Consider the following 17,586-nt stretch of genomic DNA (forward strand, 5'->3'; position numbering starts at 1 on the left):
GGGTCAGCCGGCCCCCGCCGCCGCCACCGCCTCCGCCGTGCGTCGCAGCAGCGCGGCGTCGTAGTGCGCGCCGGCCATCGGGGTGAGGACGACCTCGGTGGCGCCGGCCGCGTGGTAGCGGGCGATACCGGCCCTGACCGCGTCCTCGTCGCCGACCACGCCGACGCCGTCGAGCAGGCCGTCCCCGATGCGTCCGCTGTGCACCTCGTCGGCGAAGCCGCTCGCCTCGTACATCCGCCGGTAGTTCGGCACCCGCGCGTACGTCGACAGGTACGTGCGGAGGATCTCCCGGTCGGCCGCCAGGTCGTCGGAGACCATGCCGGGGATCATCACCGTGACCGGGAAGCCCTCCGGGTCGCGGCCCGCCTGCCGGAGCCCGGCGCGGACCTGCGGCAGGGCCACGTCCCGGACGTACTGCGGGGTGCACATCCACAGCACGATCCCGTCGGCGAGCTCTCCGGCCAGCCGGCACATCCGGGGGCCGAACGCCCCCAGGTACACCGGCTGGTCGCCCCGGCGGGGCGAGCTGTACACGGAGTGCGCGCGGAAGTAGCCGCCCTCCGTGTTGACCTCGCCGTCGTGGAGCAGCCCGCGGACCGCTCCCAGGTACTCCCGCATCTCGTCGGCCGGCGGTCCGGGCTGCCGGCCGAGGCTCCACTCGGCGATCATGCGGTGGCCGGTGCCCACCGCCAGGCGGAACCGCCCGCCGGACAGCTCGTCCACGGTCGCCGCCGTCTGGGCCATCACGACCGGGGGGCGGCTGTAGTACGGCAGGACCCCCGCGGCGAGCCGGACGGTCTCGGTCGACACCGCCAGGGCGGCGAGCACGCTCGCGCTGTCCCGGAGGGTCGGCAGCTGGACCATCCACACCGAGTCGACCCCGGCCTTCTCGGCCATCCGGGCCCGGTCGAGGAGGTCGGACACCGAGATGTCCTGCCCTTCGAGCACGATCCCGGCGGTGGGAACCGGGCGCTGGGCATCCGTCATGACGCCTGGGCGCTCATCCGGTCGCGGAGGCTCTTGGGACGCATGTCGGTCCAGACCTCCTTGATGTGGGCCAGGCAGACGTCCTTGCTCCCGGTGACGCCCACCTCGCTCCAGCCGGCGGGGACCTCGCGCCCCACGGGCCAGATCGAGTACTGCTCCTCACCGTTGATCACCACGGTGTACTCGCGGTCGTCGTCATCGTCGAACATGTGCCGGTTCCTTCCTCGTTTTCCTGGGGTTCCTGGGATTCCTGGAGTTCCTGGAGTTCCTGGGGCTTGGGGGTGCGCCGGGGCTCATTCGGCGGCGAGCCTCCGGGCCGCTTCCTCGTCGGACAGTCCCCCGACCACCGCGAGCAGCAGGTTCTCGACCTCCTCGGCGAGGCCGCGCACGGTGCGGGCCTCGAAGAGGCTGGCCACCGCGATGTCGACGGAGAACCGTTCGCGGAGGCGGGCGACGAGCTGCACGGCCACCAGCGAGTTGCCGTTGAGGTCGAAGAAGTCGTCGTCGATGCCGACCACGTCGACCGCCAGGGTCTCCGCCCACATCTCGGCGATCACCCGCTGGGCGTCGGTCTCCGGCTCCACCATGGGCGTGGGGAGGTTGCGGGGACTGGCCGTCACGGTGCGCTGCGGCGCCGCGGCGAGCTGCTCGCGCAGGGCGTCGCGGGTCACCTCCCCGGCGAAGCCCATCCGCCGGGTGAAGCTGTCCGGGCAGATGATGATCTGCGGGGAGATCCCCGAGTCGAAGATGTCCCGCAGGATCGGGTAGCCGTCCTCGGCGCGGATGCCGAACTCCCGCTCGTTGACCCGCAGCAGCGCCAGCTCCAGCTGCTTGCCGACGGTCGCGGAGGAGCCGGCCGGAGCCGCCTCGCCCGCCGCCGCCGCGGAGGCGGGCGCCCCGGCGGACGCCTGGAGGGCGTCCTGCCCGTCCACCGCGATCAGGGTGAAGCCCTCCACGGCGACCAGTTCGCCGCCCTCGTCGTCGACGAGGGTGATGTGGGTGCGGACCAGGGAGCCCTTGGTGTCGTCGAGGTGCTGGATGCGGCTGTGCACCCGGGCGGGGAGCGGAGCGCGTACGACGATCCGGTCGTAGCCGAACGGGAGGTACGAGCTGTCGCTGGTGCCGATGATGTGCTGGGCGATGGAGGTCGCGCAGTCCAGCATCGCGGGGTGCACCAGGAAGTCGCCCAGGTCGGCGGCGTACCGCTGGGGCAGCTCGATGGTGGCCAGTTCGTCGAAGCGGCCGTTGTCGGCGACGTCGCTCGTCCAGTGTCCGGCGATGTTGTCCCAGCGGGGGCCGAGCCACACCAGGCCGTCGGCGCTCTCGCGGCTCTCCCGCTCGTCGGGCCGGTGGCAGTGGGTACGCCACGCCTCCAGGTCGTGCGTCGGGGCGGGCGCGCCGTCGCCGGGGCCGACCCGGGCCGTCGTGTAGTCGAGGATCTCGCCGTCGGTGTGGTCGGCGTCCCGGATGACCACCTGGTACTGCCGGTCGCCGTCCGGGATCAGCAGGATGTGGACGGTGTGGTTGGTGTCGAAGGAGAGCGGGCGCTGGAACACCAGGTTGGTGAGGGTGCAGGCAGCCGAGCCCGTGGCCTCCTGGTAGGCGGCGCGGATGGTCTCGATGAGGCTGGTGCCCGGCATGGTGGGCCGGCCGCCGACGGTGTGCTCGGCGGTCACCCAGTCGTCGGTGGACAGCTTCTTGACGAAGATGACGTTGTCGTTGCCGGACCGGATCAGCCGGCTGCCCAGCAGCGGGTGCCCGACCTCCTGGTAGCGGTCGCCCATCTCGAAGTCGAGCAGCAGGTCGGGGGCGTCCACCTGCTCCGCCATGCCGAGGCCCTGCCAGATCGGCCAGTTGACGGAGACGACGTGGCAACCGCCGCCGCGGGCGGCGCGGGCGTGGGCGTACGCGTCCATGATCGCGTTGGCGGAGACGTAGTCGCCGAGGCCGAAGTCGCCGGTGAAGATCGCGAAGGTGGAGTAGAGGACGAGGGCGTCGATGTCGTCGCCGAACACCTCCTCCAGGGTCAGGGTGCCGAACACCTTGGCGGCCATGACCCGTTCGGCGTCCTCCTGCGACCGGGCCTCCAGCATGCCGCCGCCGGTGACGCCGGCCGCGTGCAGCACCACGTCGATCCGTCCGAAGGCGGCCTCCGCCTCGGCGCGCACCGCCCGCATCTGGTCGGCATCGGTGACGTCGGCGGCGCAGACCAGCACCTCGCCGCCGAGCGCCTCGACCTCGCGGACCGAGCGGATGCGGACCGCCGTGGCGTCGGGCCTGGCCTCCGGGTCCTGGGCGAGCCGCTCGTCCTCGGCGGCGAGCAGGCCGTCCCACTCCTCGCGGGGCGGCATTCCGGACCGGCCGAGCAGGACGAGCTTGGCGGCGTGCTTCTCCGCGAGGTCCTTGGCGGTGACCAGGCCGATCCCGCCGAGGCCGCCGGTGATCAGGTAGACGGCGCCGTCGCGCAGGAACTCGGCTCCCGCGCCGACCGGCGGCAGGGACACCTCCTGGTGCTCCCACACCCAGCGGCGGCCGCCCCGGTAGACGACGCGCTCGTCGTCGCCGTGCGCGATCTCCCGGAGGATCTGGTCGACCTGGGTCCTGGGCGTGCCGCCGGAGGCGAGGTCGATCGCCCGGCAGGTGGTCCGGGTGAGCTCCTTCGGCAGGAGCTTGGCGAAGCCGAGCACCCCGGACTTGGCGGGTTCGATCCGCTCGACGCCGGTGACGGGCTCGGCGTCGCTGGTGAGCAGCACCATGTCGAGCGGGATGTCCACCACCTTGCGGGTGAGGGCGTGCACCGCGGTGAGGAGGCTGAAGAATCCGTGGTCGAGCCCGTGCCGGGCGCGCTCCTTCGCCGTGTCGCCCGGCAGGTCGCCGACCAGCCAGCCGTGGACCACGCGCAGGGCGGCGGGCTTGCCGGCGGCGGCCTCGGCGAACACCTTGACGTGGTCGCCGAGTTCACGGGGCCGTACGGTGAAGGTCCCCCGGCCGTCCTCGGAGAACTCCTCGCCGGCGCGGACGACGAGGGTGGTGGCTCCCGCCGCGCGCAGCCGCTCCACCAGTCCGGTCACGGGCGCGGTCGCGGACTCGTACACGAGCCAGGTGGCGTCGGTGTCGACGTCGGTGGTCCCGAGCAGGCTCTGCTCGCGCCAGCTCGGCAGGTAGTAGGGGCCCGTCTCGGTGTCGGCCGCGGCCGCCGCCCCGGCGTTCCGGTTCCCGCCCTGCGCGGGGGCCTCGTCGAGCCAGCAGCGGATCTTCTCGTACGGGACGGGCGGCAGCTCCACCCGGCCGCGCCGCTCGTCCTTCCAGAGCCTGCCGAGGTCGAGGTCCACACCGAGCTGCCAGGTCTGGCCGATGGCGCCGAGCAGGACGGCGACGTCGGACTGGCGCTGGCGGACGTGGCGCACGGTGGGCACGGCGAGCGCCGCCTTGTCGGCGTCGATCTGCTGCCGGGCCAGCACGGTGAGGGTGTTGCCGGGGCCGACTTCGAGCAGGGCGCGCCGCCCGCCGTCCAGCAGCAGCGGGACCGCGTCCTTGAACCGTACGGCTCCGCGGAGGTGGCGGGTCCAGTAGTCGGGGTCGACGGCGTCCTGCGGGGTGATCCAGTCGCCCGTCACGTTGGAGACGAACGGGATGGTGGGCTCGGCGCGCCGGACGGCGGCCACGAGCGCGCGGAAGTCGTCGAGGACCGGGTCCATCATCGCGGAGTGGAAGGCGTGCGAGGTGTGCAGCGGCCGGCCCTCGACGCCCTGGGCGGAGAGCAGGGACCGGATTTCCCCGATGCTGTCGTCGGGCCCCGAGACCACCGTGGCGTGCGGGGAGTTGACGGCCGCGACGCTGACGCCGTCGGGCAGCATCGGCCGCAGCCGGTCCTCGGTCAGCGGCACGGCGAGCATCGAGCCGGACGGGATCGTGGACATGAGCCGGCCGCGGTCCGCGACCAGGCGCAGCGCGTCGTCGCGGCTGAAGACCCCGGCGAGGCTCGCGGCGACGAACTCGCCGACGCTGTGGCCCACCATGGCCTCGGGGCGTACGCCCCAGCTCTCCAGGAGCTTCGCCAGGGCGTAGGAGAAGACGAACAGGGCGGGCTGGGTGACCTGGGTCTCGGTGAGCCGGGCCGCCGCCTGTTCGGCGTCGCCGCCCTCGGCGGGGTAGAGGACGTCGAGCAGGTCCCAGCCGGCGTGCTCGGCGAGGACCTTGGCGCAGGCGTCCACCTCGGCGGCGAACACCGGTTCGCGCTCGTAGAGTTCCTTGCCCATGTCGACGTACTGGGAGCCCTGGCCGGGGAACATGAAGGCGGCCGCGCGCTCGGTGCCGCGGGCCGGGATCAGGGCCGGGCTGGGCTGCGGCACCCCGGCCGCCAGCCGGTCGGCGGCGGTCTCGGCGCCGTCGGCGACGAGGAAGCCGCGGACCGCGCGCTGCTCCCGGCCGACGGCGAGGGTGTAGGCGGCGTCGGCCAGCCGGTCGCCGCGCTCCTGGAGGTGCCCGCCGAGCGCGACGGCGCTGGACTCCAGGGCGGTGGGGGTCCGCGCGGAGAGCACGATGAGCTGGTGGCCGCGGGCGGGGGTGGAGAGCGCGGGCTGGGCGGGCGGCTCCTCCAGCACGATGTGCGCGTTGGTGCCGCCGACGCCGAACGAGCTGAGTCCGGCCCGCAGCGGCCCGCTGTCGCTGACCCAGGGCGAGAGCTCGGTGTTGACGTAGAGGGGCGACTTCTCGAAGTCGATCTGCGGGTTGGGCTCGTCGAAGTTGAGGCTGGCGGGCAGCACGCGGTGCCGCATCGCCATCAGGGTCTTGATCAGGCCGACGACCCCGGCCGCCGCGCCCAGGTGGCCGACGTTGGTTTTCACCGACCCGATGGCGCAGTACTGCTTGCGGTCGGTGAATTCACGGAATGCGCGGCTGAGTGCGTTGACCTCGATGGGGTCGCCGACGAAGGTGCCGGTGCCGTGCGCCTCGACATAACTGACCGTGGAGGGATCGACTCCGGACCTGTTCCACGCGTCCATCACCGCGGCGTACTGGCCGTCCGCGCTGGGCGCCGAGAATGCGCGCTTGCGGGAGCCGTCGTTGTTGATGGCGGTGGACCTGATGACGCCGAGAATGTTGTCGCGGTCCTCCAGCGCCGTTTCGACCGGCTTGAGCAGTACCGCACCGGATCCGCTGCCGAAAATGGTGCCGCGGGCTTTCGCGTCGAAGGCGCGGACGCGGGCGTCCGGCGAGTACATACCGCCCTCGGAGTACTCGTAGCCGGAAATCTTGGGGAGGAATTCCTCGACGCCGCCGGCGAGCGCCATCTCGCATTCGCCGTCGCGCAGCGCCTGGCAGGCCAGGTGCAGGGCGACCAGCGAGGTGGAGCAGGCCGTGAGGCAGGTCAGGGCGGGGCCTTCGAGCCCGAGCCGGTAGGAGACGCCGGTGGCGACGTAGTCGCTGATGTTGGCGATGTTGGCGGTGAGGCCGCCGAGCAGGTTGTACGCGTCGGGGTCGGGCTTCACGTGCAGGTCGAGGTAGTTGTTGACGCCGACCCCGCCGTAGACGCCGATGCGTCCGGCGAACCGGTTCGGGGCGTAGCCGGCGGACTGGAGCGAGCCGTCGCACGCCTCCAGGAAGGCGCGGTGCTGCGGATCGAGGACCTCGGCCTCGCGCACGGTCATGCCGAAGTAGCCGGGGTCGAAGAGTTCGGTGTCGGGCGAGAGCGGGGCCGCCTTGATGTAGTTGGGGTCCGCTATCTGCTTCGGGCTGACACCGGCCGCCAGCAACTCCTCGTCGCTGAAGTACGTAATGGATTCGACACCGGCGACGAGGTTCTGCCAGAGCTCTTCGACACCGCGCGCGCCGGGAAACTTCCCCGCCATTCCGATCACGGCGATGTGGCCGCTTCTTCTGTTCTCCACGGTTCCCCCTTCAGAAAATCCGAACAAGGAATGGTGGAGAAACGCCTCCGTACCCATCGGCGCGATTGCCTAACCATTCCGTAGGGTTCCAGCGTGGGTTCGCCACCCGGCGACCACAAGTGCTGCCGGGTGAGCTGGCGAAAAGTGGACAGCGCGTTGACGGGACCGCTCCCGCTGCCATGTCCTGAACCGATGCAGGGCAAATTCCGCAGCGGGAAGCAGGCCACGTGAGCCCTACGGCACCCTCACCCACCACCGGCGGGCCGAAGCCGCGCGTACGGTTCGGCCTCGGGTTCACCGCCGTATGCGGCGGGATGTTCCTGGCCAACCTGGCCTCGGGGATCAGCTCGGTGGCCTTTCCCTGGCTCGCCACCTCGGTCACCGACGACGCGCTGCTCATCTCCGCTACGGTGATGCTGCTGGAGCTGCCGTGGCTCCTGGCGAGCCTGCCGGCCGGCGTCCTCATCGACCGGGCGAACCACCGGTGGACCCTGGGGCTGAGCCATCTGTTCCGGGCCCTGGTGGCGTTCGGCATCGCCCTGGTCCTGGCGGCCGGGCCGGCCCCGCTGGCGCTGATCTACGTCGCGGCGTTCCTGATCGGCTCGGTGACGGTGCTGAACGAGAACACCAGCCAGGTGGTGGTGCCCTCGCTGGTGCCCCCCTCCCTGCTGGAGCGGGCCAACGGTCTGCTGGTGATGACCGACACCGTGGGGGGCCTGTTCCTCGGCCCCTGGATCGGGGGTCTGCTGCTGGGCGCCTCGATGATCCTGCCGTTCGTCTTCGAGGGCGGGCTGTTCGCCCTCGCCGCGGCCCTGATGATCTTCGTGGTGCTCGCCCCGCGCGACCGCGACCGGCCCCGGCGCACCATGCGTTCGGAGATGGCCGAGGGGCTGCGCTACTTCTGGAGCCACACCCAACTGCGCACCCTGGGCATCTTCCTGGGCCTGCTCAACCTGAGCAGCGCGCTGGCCGTCTCCACCCAGGTGCTGTTCGCGCAGACCGTCCTCGGGCTGGACGCCACCCGCTTCGGGCTGCTGTTCCTGGCCGGCGGGGTCGGCGCGATGCTCGGGGCCTGGCTGACGAGCACGCTGGAGCGGCGCTTCGGCGCCCGGCGCGTGCTGCTGATCAGCCTGGCGGGGAACGCGGTCACCAGCCTGGCCATCGGGCTGGCGAGCAACGCCCTGGTCGTGGCGTTCGCCATCGCGGGCGGCGGCATGCTCTCCACCGTGTGGAACGTGCTGACGGTCAGCTACCGCCAGCGGATCGTCCCGGCGGAGATGCTCGGCCGGGTCAACAGCATCTACCGGCTGCTCGCCTGGGGACCGCTTCCGCTGGGCTCGCTGCTGGGGGGCCTCGTCGTCACCCTGTCCGCCCACCTGTCGACCCGGGAGACCGGCCTGCGCACCCCGCTGATCGTCGCCGCGCTGATCGCCGGAACCCTCACCGTGCTGGCGTTCAGCCGGCTCCGCGACGGCATCTGGTCGCCCGACTACCAAGCAGGCAATGGAGAAGAGACCTCATGACACTCCCCCTCCCGCCCCACCGCGACACCGGCTCAGGCGAGCCGGTGCTGCTGCTCGCCCCGGCCGCGACCCGGTCCGCGATCTGGAGCCTGCACCAGGAGCCCGCGCTGCGGGCGGCCGGGTACCGGGTCCTGGCGTTCGACCACCGGGGCAGCACCGAGGCGTACTGCCCCGAGGGGCCGGAACGCCTCGGCGACCTGGTCGCCGACGCCGCCCGGGTGGTCCAGGAGGTCGCGGGACGCCCCTGCCACGTCGTGGGCGCCTCGCTGGGGGCGATGGTGGCGCAGCGGCTGGCGATCGTCCGGCCGGACCTGGTCCGCTCGATCTCGCTGCTGGGCACCCGGGCCCGTACCCCCGCCTTCACGGCCGCGACGGTGCGGGAGGTGATCGACGCGGCCCGTTCCGGGGCGGTGCCCGCCGGGTACGCGGCGGCCTGCACCATGGCCCAGCTCTTCGCGCCGGAGAGGCTGCTGGACGACCGGTTCGCCCGGGAGTGGCTCGACCTGATGGCGATGAGTCCGGTACGGGGCGAGGGGGCCGCCCGCCAGTACCTCGCCACGCTGGCCGTGGACGGCTGGGCGGCCGAACTCGCCGCCGTCGACTGCCCGGCGCTGGTGGTCGGCTTCCACTTCGACACGCAGATGCCGCCGTCCCTCGTCCGGGAGGTGGCGGAGCTCATCGAGGGGGCCCGTTTCGAAGAGGTCGCGGACTGCGGCCACTTCGGCTTCCTGGAGCGGCCCGAGGTGGTCAACGACCTCCTGCTGGACTTCCTCGCCAAGGCGTCGCTCACTCCTCGACGCTGATCAGCCCCCGGTTGACCGCGGCCATCACGGCAGCGGTGCGGTCGTCCACCTTGAGTTTGCCGAAGATCCGCAGCATGTGCGTCTTGACCGTGGCCTCGCTGATGAACAGCGCCTCCCCGATCGCCGCGTTGGTCAGCCCCCGCGCCACCAGGCCCAGCACCTGGGTCTCGCGGGCGGAGAGGCTGTCGCGCTTGGGGGTGAGGACGCGCCGGCTGAGGCGGGCGGCGACCGAGGGGGCCAGGACGGTCTCCCCCCGGGAGGCGCTCCGGATCGCCTGGAGCAGGTCGGCGCGGTCCGCGTGCTTGAGCAGGTAGCCGGTGGCGCCGGCCTCCACGGCGCGCAGGATCTGGTCGTCGGTGCCGTAGGTGGTGAGCACGAGGACCCGGCTGTCCGGCTTCTCCACGGAGAGCCGGGCGGTGGCCTCGACGCCGCCGCCCGGCATCCGCAGGTCCATCAGCACGACGGCGGGGTCGAGGCGGTGGGTCATCTCGACGGCCTGGTCGGCGCTGCCCGCCTCGCCCACCACCTCGATGTCCTTCTCGTTGGCCAGCATGCCGCACAGCCCGGCGCGCACGACGGGGTGGTCGTCCACGATGAGCACGGTGATGGGCTGCGTCATCTCGGTACCTCCACGAGAACGGTGGTCCCCTCGCCGGGGGCGCTGTGCAACCGCCGGCTTCCGCCGACCTGTTCGACCCGCCTGCCCATGCCGACCAGTCCGTATCCATGGGGCCGGGCCGTGAGGTCCATGCCCCTCCCGTCGTCCCGCACGCGCACCACGACGCTCTCGTCCCGGTAGTCGAGCAGCACGTCGGCGCGGGAGGCGTGCGCGTGTTTGCGTACGTTCGCCAGCGCCTCCTGGGTGGCGCGCAGGATGACCACCTCGACGGCGACCGGCAGTGCCTCGGCCTCGCCGCGCAGGGCGAAACCGGTCCGGAGTCCGGTCCCCTCGGCGGCCCGTTCGGTGAGCCGCCGCAGCGCCTCGGGGAGCGAGGCGGCGTCGAGCGCGGTCGGCCGCAGGGCTTCGACCAGGGCGCCCGCCTCGGCGAGACTCTCCCTGGCGGTGCGGGCGACGAGGTCGAGCTGCTGCCTGGCCCGGTCCATCGACACGCTCTGCTCGGGGGGCACTGCGGTCACCTGGTCCAGGGTGGAACCGGTGGCCTGGACCAGCATCACGATGCTGCTCAGCCCCTGGGCGATGGCGTCGTGGATCTCGCCGGCCAGCCGCTCGCGCTCCGCGCCGATGCCGGCCCTTCGGGAAGCCTCGGCCAACTCTGCTCGGGTGGAGGCCAGTTGGTGGATGAGGACGGCGCGTTCCCGGCTCTGGTCGATGATCCGGTGGGTCCACGTCCCGAAGAGGGCGGAGAAGATGATGATCATCAGGGCCGTCGGGCCCTGGTCCGCGACGCTGCGGACGACCGCGCCGGTACGGAAGGTGTCGACCACCACCGGCACGGCGGCGAACACCACGACCGCCCCCGTCGCGTGGAGCGGCCGCAGCGTCCAGTACGCCTGCGGGATGATCATGACCAGGGCGATCGAGCTGGCCGAGGCGAAGGTGTCCGCCAGGGTGAAGAAGACCAGCAGGACGCCGAGGTAGAGCGTGCCGCGCCAGCTCTCGTCGTCGGCGCGCATCAGCCCCCTGCCGTATCCCGCGTACCAGGCGGCGCAGCAGACCAGCATGACCACGGCCAGCGACTGGCTCTTGGCGGTGGCGTCGTCGAGCGTCAGGACGAAGGCGATCGTCGCGCAGAACGCGATGGCGTAGTAGCAGTCCCAGGTCGCGTAACCGCGCAGCCACTCGTGGCCGGGGCGGCCTACCCCTGGCGGCTGTTCTTCCACCGGAAGGTCAGCAGACACAGCACCAGGCCCCCGACGCACCACGCCGCCAGAATCAATGCGGTCCGACCCAACTCCCATGAACCTGCTACCTCCTGGAAGGTCATCGAGTCCGGCAGGAAGACGGAGCGGAATCCCTGCGCCATCCACTTGAGCGGGAAGGCCGAACCGATCTCCACCAGCGGTGAGGACAGTTCACTGATCGGATTGAACAGGACGCCGGACACGAACTGTAGACCAATGAACGGCAGCATGATGACTGCGGAAGCGCTCTTGGCGGTGCGCGGCAGACTGCTGATCGCGATGCCCAGCAGCGCGCAGGAGACGACGCCGAGGACGAACACCCAGCCGAAGGTGAACCACTTGGCCGGGTCGGTCGGGAGCCGCAGGCCGAAGATGCCCCGGCCGATGGCGAGCAGCACCACGACCTCGGCGAAGCTCACCACCAGGACCATCAGCACCTTGCCGATGAAGTACGAGGCCATCGGGGTCGGGGTTCCCCGCAGCCGCTTGAGCGTGCCGTCGTCCCGGTCCTGGGCGATCCCGGTGCCCAGACTGACGAACGTGGTCGACATGATGCCGGCCGCGATCATGCTGGCGGCGAAGATCTGACTGGCCTTGACCCCGGTCTCCGGAACGGTGCCGCTGAAGATGCTGGCCAGCAGGAGCAGCAGCACCACGGGGAGCGCGAAGGTGAAGACGACCGCGTCGCGCTCGCGGAAGAACTGCTTGAGCTCCAGCGCGCCGCGGGCGACACCGACCTTGACCACGCCCGGGGGCGCGGGCCTCGCCTGCCGGGCGGGGGTGACCTGAGTGGTCATGCCGTTTCCTTCCGAAGCTCCGCGCCGTCCGCGGATTCACCGATCATCTGCAGGTAGACGTCTTCGAGGCTGGGCCGCTGTACGGAGAGTTCGGCCACGCCGCCCGGGTTCCGGCTGACCAGCCGGGCCACGTACTCCTCGGGGTTGGCCGTGGTCTCCTCCCGCAGCCGGCCGTCCTCGCGCCAGCTGACCACCGCGCCCGCGGTGGCCCGGCCGCCGAGCGTCGCCGGGTCGCCGACCACCTTCAGCCGGCCGCGGGCGATCACCGCGACCCGGTTGGCCAGCGCCTCCACCTCGTCCAGGTAGTGGGTGGTCAGCACGATCGTGGTGCCCTCCGCCGAGAGCTGGCGGACGAGGTGCCAGAAGCGCACCCGGGCCTCCGGGTCGAAACCGGTGGTGGGCTCGTCGAGGAAGAGGAGGTCGGGGTCGCCGATGATGCCCAGCGCCACGTCCACCCGGCGGCGCTGGCCGCCGGACAGCCTGCCGACCCGCTTCTTGGCGTGCTCCCCGAGGCCGACCTGGGTGATGACGGCCTCCGGGTCGCGGTGGCGGGGGTAGTAGGTGGCGAAGTGGCTCACCACCTCCCGCACCGTGAGCTCCGAGGCGTCCGTCGCCGTCTGGGCCACGATGCCGATCCGGCTGCGCCAGGCGCGCCCCGCCTTCCCCGGGTCCTCCCCCAGGACGGAGACGGTCCCGGCGTCCCGTGTGCGGTACCCCTCCAGGATCTCGACCGTCGTCGTCTTGCCCGCGCCGTTGGGCCCGAGCAGTGCGAAGACCTCGCCCTGGGCGATGTCGAGGTCCAGGCCGTCCACGACGGGGGCGCCGCCGTACCTCTTCACCAGTCCCCTGATGTGCACCGCTGCTTCGTTCATACCGCAAACCCTGGCAGCCGGGGGCTCCGGGCAGTAGCGACCGGAGGAAGGACCCGGCTGTCCACCGGTCGGTGGACAGTCAGCCCGAATCCCTCCCGGGAAGAATGTCGGGCACGCCTGATTCCTGCCGCCCGCAATTCACTCCGCAGCCGGATTCACCCATGATCGAGAGTGGCAATAACTCGCCATCCGCCTTCCCGACCCAGCCCCCGGGATGAAAATATGAAACTGGTGAAAAATTTGTACGCGACCCGGGAGAATTCTCTTGTTGCAGCGAATGGAAGAGCTGCGCGCCGCCATTGCGGAAACACCTGTTTCGGGTGTTGTCGTCGAATACCGCGGTCGCGTACACGAATTGTTGATCAAGCAGGAGAGCCTCAACCCCACCGGCTCCATCAAGGACCGGACCGCCACCGGCCTCCTGGCCGAGATCGACCGGAAGGAGCCGCTCGTCCCGGGAACGGTCCTCGTCGAGTCCACCTCGGGCAACCTCGGTCTCGCGCTGGCCAGGCTGGCCCGCCTCCTGGACTGCCGCTTCATCGCCGTCATCGACGAGAAGACGCCGCACCCGACGCGCCGGTCGCTGGTGGCGAGCGGGGTGGAGCTGAAGTTCGTGGACGAGCCCGACGGCCAGGGCGGCTACCTGCTCAGCCGGCTCAGGGCGGTCCGGGAGCTCTGCAGGGAGAACTCGGGCCACCGGTGGACGAACCAGTACGAGAACACGGCCAATCCGCGCATCCACCGGGAGACGACCGGCCCGGAGATCGCCCGCCAGGGCGGCGCCGAGCTGGACGCCGTGTACATCGCGGTCTCCACCGGCGGCACCCTGGCCGGCATCTCCGCCCATCTGCGCACGGTCCGCCCGGACGTCCGGATCGTGGCGGTGGACGCCACCGGATCGCTGGTCACGGGCGGCGCGGGGGGCGAGCGGCTGATCGCCGGGCTCGGGGCGAGCAGGGCCTCGACCTTCCTCGACAGCGCCTCCTACGACGCCGCCGCGCAGATCGACGCCGCACGCACGGTGGCGGCCTGCCGCATGTTCCTGGAGGACACCGGGATCGCCCTGGGCGGCTCCAGCGGCAGCGTCCTGTGCGGGTACCTGGGCGATCTGGACCGGGGGCGCCACCCCCGCCGGGCGCTGTGCGTGTGCCCGGACGGCGGGGGCAAGTACCTCGGCACCGTCTTCGACGACACCTGGCTGAACACCGTGAACATCGCCGGGGACGTGAAGCACGCCATCGACCTGTTCCGCGGCGACGGACTGCGCTTCCGCCTCGGCTGAACCGGGGGGTCCGGCACCGGAACTCTCCGGAGCCGCACACACCGAACCGATCACGCGAGTAGGGTGACCGCATGAAATCAAACGTGGGTACGTCACGCGTTCTGGCATCGCTGAGCATTCTGGCGAGCGCCGGCCTGGGGGCATTCGGATTGACCGTCCTGGTCCCCGGGACAGAAATCTCCGGGGGCCTGGAATTCTCCATTCCGGCAGCCGTCGCCATTGCCGCCATGCTCGGCGTGCATTACGTCGCCGATCCCCTCCTCACACGAAAGCGCGAGCTGTCGCCGCGCAACGTCTCCCGGCTCCTCAGCTCCATGACGCTGTCCCGTGTCGTGGCGGCCCAGTCCGCCACGGTCACGGGGCTCCTCGCCGGCGCGGCCTTCCAGTCCGATCCGGCGGTGCTGGTCGGCTGCGGGGCATCGGCGGTGATGCTCGCGCACTGGTGGCCGGGCAAGCAGTTCGTGAACACGGTCAGGGCGCGGCTTGCCCCGCGGGGACAGGCACACCTGGTCGACCCGGCGCCCCGGCCGATCGGCTAGCCGCCGGCCGCGCCCCGACCGGGCCGGGCTCCCCCTGCTGGGTGGTGATCCACCCCCGGTCGTGCGCCTCGGCCCCCGCCTGGAACCGGGTGGCGACGCCGAGGTAGTCGAGCAGCTCGGACACCCTCCTGCTGAAGGTGCGCGAGGAGAGTCCGAGCCGCCGGCTCGCCGTGGTGTCCGTGGCGCCGATCAGCAACTGCTCCAGGATGGGCTCCAGATGGGCCGGCGGCCGGTCGCGGCCGGCCCTCCGGCCGACCGGGCCGACGAGCCCGGGCCCGAAGGGCAGCGGCAGCGTCCGCACCACCTCGCTCCGGTCGTCCGTGCCCCGCTCCCGCCGCGCGACGGCCTCGCCGGGGCCCGCGCCCTCCGGGCCCGCCCCGTGCTCTCCGGCCCCGGTGCGCGAGGCCGCTTCCGTCTGCTCCGGCGCCCCGACGAGCAGGAGCCGGTACGCCTCCTTGAGTTCGGGGCTCAGGTCGAGGCCCAGCTCCTCCACGAGGATGCGGTACCCCTCGCGGTAGACCCGCACGGCCTCCTGGCGGCCGCCGGCCCGCCCCAGCGCACGGATGAGGTGCAACCTCAGCCGTTCGCGCAGCGGGTGACGCCCCACCAGCTCCCGCAGCTCGGGTATGACCTCGTGGTGCCGGCCGAGGATCAGATCGACTCCGATGCGTTCCTCGGTGACGGCGATGTGCCGGTCCTCCAGCTTGATGGCCTCAGCCCGGACACCGGGCGCCGACGCGTCCTTCAGCGGTATCCCGGCGAAGGCCGGTCCCTTCCAGAGGGAGAGGGCCGCATCGTAGTCACGGGCCGCGGCCGCGAACTCGCCCTCCGCGGAGGTCTGTCGGGCCTTGCGCGCATAGTGCTCGAAGAGCACCAGGTCGATCGAGCGCGGTTCGACGAACAGCAGGTACCCGCCGGCCTGGTCGAGCAGTTGGGGCCGCTGCTGGGCCGCACACCCGGCGAACGCCTGGCCGAGCAGTTCGCGGAGCTTCCAGATCTGCGTCTGGACCTGACGCAGCGCGGTCCTCGGCGGGGTCTCCCACAGTGCCGCCGCGAGCGCCTCCGCGCCGACCCGGCTGTTCGCCCGTACGGCCAGCGCCGCCAAAAGACCGCACTGCAGCGGATCACCGGCCGGAAACCGCTGTGCGCCGTTGACCAGCTCAGCACTTCCGAGAAGACGCAACTTCACCTCGGTCGGGGTGATCGCACCTCTCGGACGTCCACAATCCTTCAATTTTCCCCCATGTGCATACCGGAGAGCACGCCACGGCCCCCCGACCGTCCCCATTGACACACCACACGACGCGGCTACGGTTCCCGGCCACATCGCGGCATCGAAATTCTCAGGTGTCGCCCACACATCACCGCGTCCCCGTGTGGGCTCTCAGCGGCGCCGGCGCTTTGCTTGGCCTATACCCGCCCTTTGCTCCACCAAGTCCCTGACCACATGTTTCACATAGCCACCACAGACACGCAATATCAAGCCGTGAACTGACCGGAAATCACCCTCCGATCACCACGGTCCGAACCGCGGTTCCGCACCCCCCACCGCTCTAATCGGAGGCGGAAAAGGGGGCTTGCCCCGGAGACGGGAGACGCTTCGGAGCCCCAAGAGGAGGGCGCGCCCCGACCGGACGGAAGCGCCGGTGGGCGATACGAGAGTTTTCAGCCACCCCGCCCCCAGGTGGAGTTGGCCGAAACACCGCACTGACGGCCCATCAGCCACACGCGGCCGTCGGGGTGCCCGGGACACGGTCCCCCAACTCGTCGGTAACAGTGGCGAGTTAGCGCCAAGGCCCTTGCGGGCGATCGGCGCCGGGTGATTCTGTCGCGGCGCTGAAGCCCCGGACGGCCCGGCCCGCGGGGTCGCCCCGCCCACTCCCGAACGGCCGAGAACGAGCCCCGAGCGGTTGGACTGATCACTGAATGCTGCAATTCGAGGAATACCCGGATACGGAACTGGTCTACCTGTCGCGCGCCGACGTACGACTCGGCTCGACCGGCATCGACGTCGTCGGCGTGGTACGTGAGGCGATCACGCAGCACGCGAAGGGGCTCACCCTGCTGCCCGACGAGGCCTACATGGGCTGGCGGACCAGCGACGGCTTCGACGCCCGGTCGCTCGCGATGCCGGGCGGCATCCGGACCGAGCACGGTCTCGAACTGGGCTTGAAGGTCATCAACGGCTCGCTCGGCAACCCCGCTCGCGGCGTGGCCCGGTCGCAGGGGCTCATGATGCTCTTCGACCCGGAGCTGGCCTGGCCGCGCGTGGTGATGGAGGCCGCCTGGGTCAGCGCGTTCCGCACCGCCGCCGTGACCGCGGTCGGCGCGCTGGCGCTGGGGGTCCGCCCGCTGCGCCGACTGGCCGTGCTGGGCTGCGGAACGCTCGCCCGCGCCCACCTGCAACTGCTCTCCGAGGTCCTGGGCGACCTGGAGGCGATCACCCTGTACGACATCGACCCGGAGCGGAGCCGGGCGCTGGCCGCGACGCTCACCGCCGACCCGGACTTCGCCGGCCGGGAGATCGCGGTCGCCCCCGACGCCGAGCTGTCCGTGAAGGACGCCGAGCTCGTGGTGACGGCGACCGTCACCACGCAGGGCTACCTCCGGCCGGAGTGGTTCGCGCCCGGGGCGCTGATCGCACACGTCTCGCTCGACGACCTGCTGCCGGAGGCGGTGGCGGCGGCCGGTCTCGTGGTCGTGGACGACTGGGGCCTGGTCAGCCACGATCACCGCAGGCTGCTGGGCCGGATGTACCGCGAAGGCACGCTGCGCGCACCGGACGGGTCGTACTGCGGGACCGCGACCCCCGACCCCGCCGCCCGGCAGGTCGACGGCACGCTCGGGGACGTCCTGCTCGGCACGGCGCCGGGGCGGACCTCGGACAGCGAGCTGGTGGTCTGCAACCCGTTCGGCATGTCGATCCTCGACGTCGCCCTGGGCGGCGCCATCGCGAAGGCGGCCCAGGCCCAGGGCCTGGGCGCCCGCCTGGCGCGCTGACGCCGGGCCCTGCGCGGCCGCCCGGTCGG

13 protein-coding genes are annotated in these 17,586 nt (G+C 71.7%); 5 read left to right on the forward strand and 8 right to left on the reverse strand.

Annotation, left to right across the window (positions count from 1 at the left end):
• Positions 1-3: 3 nt before the first annotated feature.
• The 3 genes from ACH4K1_RS26875 to ACH4K1_RS26885 form a co-directional block, all read right to left on the reverse strand.
• Complete coding sequence (locus ACH4K1_RS26875; protein ID WP_398092152.1) at positions 4-987, reverse strand: LLM class flavin-dependent oxidoreductase; 984 nt, start codon at positions 985-987, stop codon at positions 4-6.
• Positions 984-1,196, reverse strand: coding sequence for an MbtH family NRPS accessory protein (locus ACH4K1_RS26880; RefSeq protein ID WP_228989076.1), 213 nt, complete (start codon positions 1,194-1,196; stop codon positions 984-986). The genes ACH4K1_RS26875 and ACH4K1_RS26880 overlap by 4 nt, the downstream gene beginning before the upstream one ends.
• Positions 1,197-1,280: 84 nt before the next feature.
• Positions 1,281-6,878: an SDR family NAD(P)-dependent oxidoreductase gene (locus ACH4K1_RS26885; protein ID WP_398092153.1), complete on the reverse strand. Its 5,598-nt coding sequence runs from the start codon at positions 6,876-6,878 to the stop codon at positions 1,281-1,283.
• Between the two features lie 227 nt (positions 6,879-7,105).
• On the opposite strand from ACH4K1_RS26885, the gene ACH4K1_RS26890 reads away from it, so the two are divergent.
• Both ACH4K1_RS26890 and ACH4K1_RS26895 read left to right on the forward strand, forming a co-directional pair.
• Positions 7,106-8,401, forward strand: coding sequence for an MFS transporter (locus ACH4K1_RS26890; RefSeq protein WP_398092154.1), 1,296 nt, complete (start codon positions 7,106-7,108; stop codon positions 8,399-8,401).
• Positions 8,398-9,204, forward strand: coding sequence for an alpha/beta fold hydrolase (locus ACH4K1_RS26895; protein WP_398092155.1), 807 nt, complete (start codon positions 8,398-8,400; stop codon positions 9,202-9,204). The genes ACH4K1_RS26890 and ACH4K1_RS26895 overlap by 4 nt, the downstream gene beginning before the upstream one ends.
• Here the strand turns inward: ACH4K1_RS26895 and ACH4K1_RS26900 are convergent.
• The 4 genes from ACH4K1_RS26900 to ACH4K1_RS26915 are packed head-to-tail and all read right to left on the reverse strand — an operon-like array spanning position 9,188 to position 12,736.
• Complete coding sequence (locus ACH4K1_RS26900) at positions 9,188-9,823, reverse strand: response regulator (RefSeq protein ID WP_398092156.1); 636 nt, start codon at positions 9,821-9,823, stop codon at positions 9,188-9,190. The two genes, ACH4K1_RS26895 and ACH4K1_RS26900, sit on opposite strands and share 17 nt — an antisense overlap.
• Positions 9,820-11,064: a sensor histidine kinase gene (locus tag ACH4K1_RS26905; protein ID WP_398092157.1), complete on the reverse strand. Its 1,245-nt coding sequence runs from the start codon at positions 11,062-11,064 to the stop codon at positions 9,820-9,822. Before ACH4K1_RS26905 ends, ACH4K1_RS26900 begins: the two co-directional genes overlap by 4 nt.
• Entirely contained in the window at positions 11,022-11,864 is an 843-nt protein-coding gene (locus ACH4K1_RS26910) for an ABC transporter permease (RefSeq protein ID WP_398092158.1), read from the reverse strand. Before ACH4K1_RS26910 ends, ACH4K1_RS26905 begins: the two co-directional genes overlap by 43 nt.
• Positions 11,861-12,736: an ABC transporter ATP-binding protein gene (locus ACH4K1_RS26915; protein ID WP_398092159.1), complete on the reverse strand. Its 876-nt coding sequence runs from the start codon at positions 12,734-12,736 to the stop codon at positions 11,861-11,863. Before ACH4K1_RS26915 ends, ACH4K1_RS26910 begins: the two co-directional genes overlap by 4 nt.
• Positions 12,737-13,091: 355 nt before the next feature.
• Here ACH4K1_RS26915 and ACH4K1_RS26920 point away from each other — a divergent pair, with 355 nt between their 5' ends.
• The gene (locus ACH4K1_RS26920) at positions 13,092-14,018 is read left to right on the forward strand and encodes a pyridoxal-phosphate dependent enzyme (protein ID WP_398092160.1); all 927 of its coding nucleotides are present in this window, start codon (positions 13,092-13,094) and stop codon (positions 14,016-14,018) included.
• 71 nt (positions 14,019-14,089) lie between these two features.
• A complete protein-coding gene (locus ACH4K1_RS26925) occupies positions 14,090-14,557 on the forward strand; it encodes a hypothetical protein (protein ID WP_398092161.1) in 468 nt (155 codons plus the stop codon).
• Here the strand turns inward: ACH4K1_RS26925 and ACH4K1_RS26930 are convergent.
• The gene (locus ACH4K1_RS26930; RefSeq protein WP_398092162.1) at positions 14,490-15,740 is read right to left on the reverse strand and encodes a BTAD domain-containing putative transcriptional regulator; all 1,251 of its coding nucleotides are present in this window, start codon (positions 15,738-15,740) and stop codon (positions 14,490-14,492) included. The genes ACH4K1_RS26925 and ACH4K1_RS26930 overlap by 68 nt on opposite strands.
• Positions 15,741-16,483: 743 nt before the next feature.
• Between ACH4K1_RS26930 and ACH4K1_RS26935 the strand changes: the two genes are divergently transcribed.
• Positions 16,484-17,557 (forward strand): ornithine cyclodeaminase, encoded by a 1,074-nt coding sequence (locus ACH4K1_RS26935; RefSeq protein WP_398092163.1) that lies wholly within the window; start codon positions 16,484-16,486, stop codon positions 17,555-17,557.
• The last annotated feature ends 29 nt before the right edge of the window (positions 17,558-17,586 follow it).

The sequence above is a fragment of the Streptomyces sp. NPDC017448 genome, assembly GCF_044330565.1.
In the GTDB taxonomy this organism is placed as follows: domain Bacteria; phylum Actinomycetota; class Actinomycetes; order Streptomycetales; family Streptomycetaceae; genus Streptomyces.

What these genes read in the sequence shown, in the direction of transcription:
- ACH4K1_RS26875 (WP_398092152.1), bottom strand. Translation starts at nt 987, where the DNA reads ATGACGGATGCCCAGCGCCCGGTTCCCACCGCCGGGATCGTGCTCGAA.
- ACH4K1_RS26880 (WP_228989076.1), bottom strand. Translation starts at nt 1,196, where the DNA reads ATGTTCGACGATGACGACGACCGCGAGTACACCGTGGTGATCAACGGT.
- ACH4K1_RS26895 (WP_398092155.1), top strand. Translation starts at nt 8,398, where the DNA reads ATGACACTCCCCCTCCCGCCCCACCGCGACACCGGCTCAGGCGAGCCG.
- ACH4K1_RS26900 (WP_398092156.1), bottom strand. Translation starts at nt 9,823, where the DNA reads ATGACGCAGCCCATCACCGTGCTCATCGTGGACGACCACCCCGTCGTG.
- ACH4K1_RS26910 (WP_398092158.1), bottom strand. Translation starts at nt 11,864, where the DNA reads ATGACCACTCAGGTCACCCCCGCCCGGCAGGCGAGGCCCGCGCCCCCG.
- ACH4K1_RS26915 (WP_398092159.1), bottom strand. Translation starts at nt 12,736, where the DNA reads ATGAACGAAGCAGCGGTGCACATCAGGGGACTGGTGAAGAGGTACGGC.
- ACH4K1_RS26925 (WP_398092161.1), top strand. Translation starts at nt 14,090, where the DNA reads ATGAAATCAAACGTGGGTACGTCACGCGTTCTGGCATCGCTGAGCATT.
- ACH4K1_RS26935 (WP_398092163.1), top strand. Translation starts at nt 16,484, where the DNA reads ATGCTGCAATTCGAGGAATACCCGGATACGGAACTGGTCTACCTGTCG.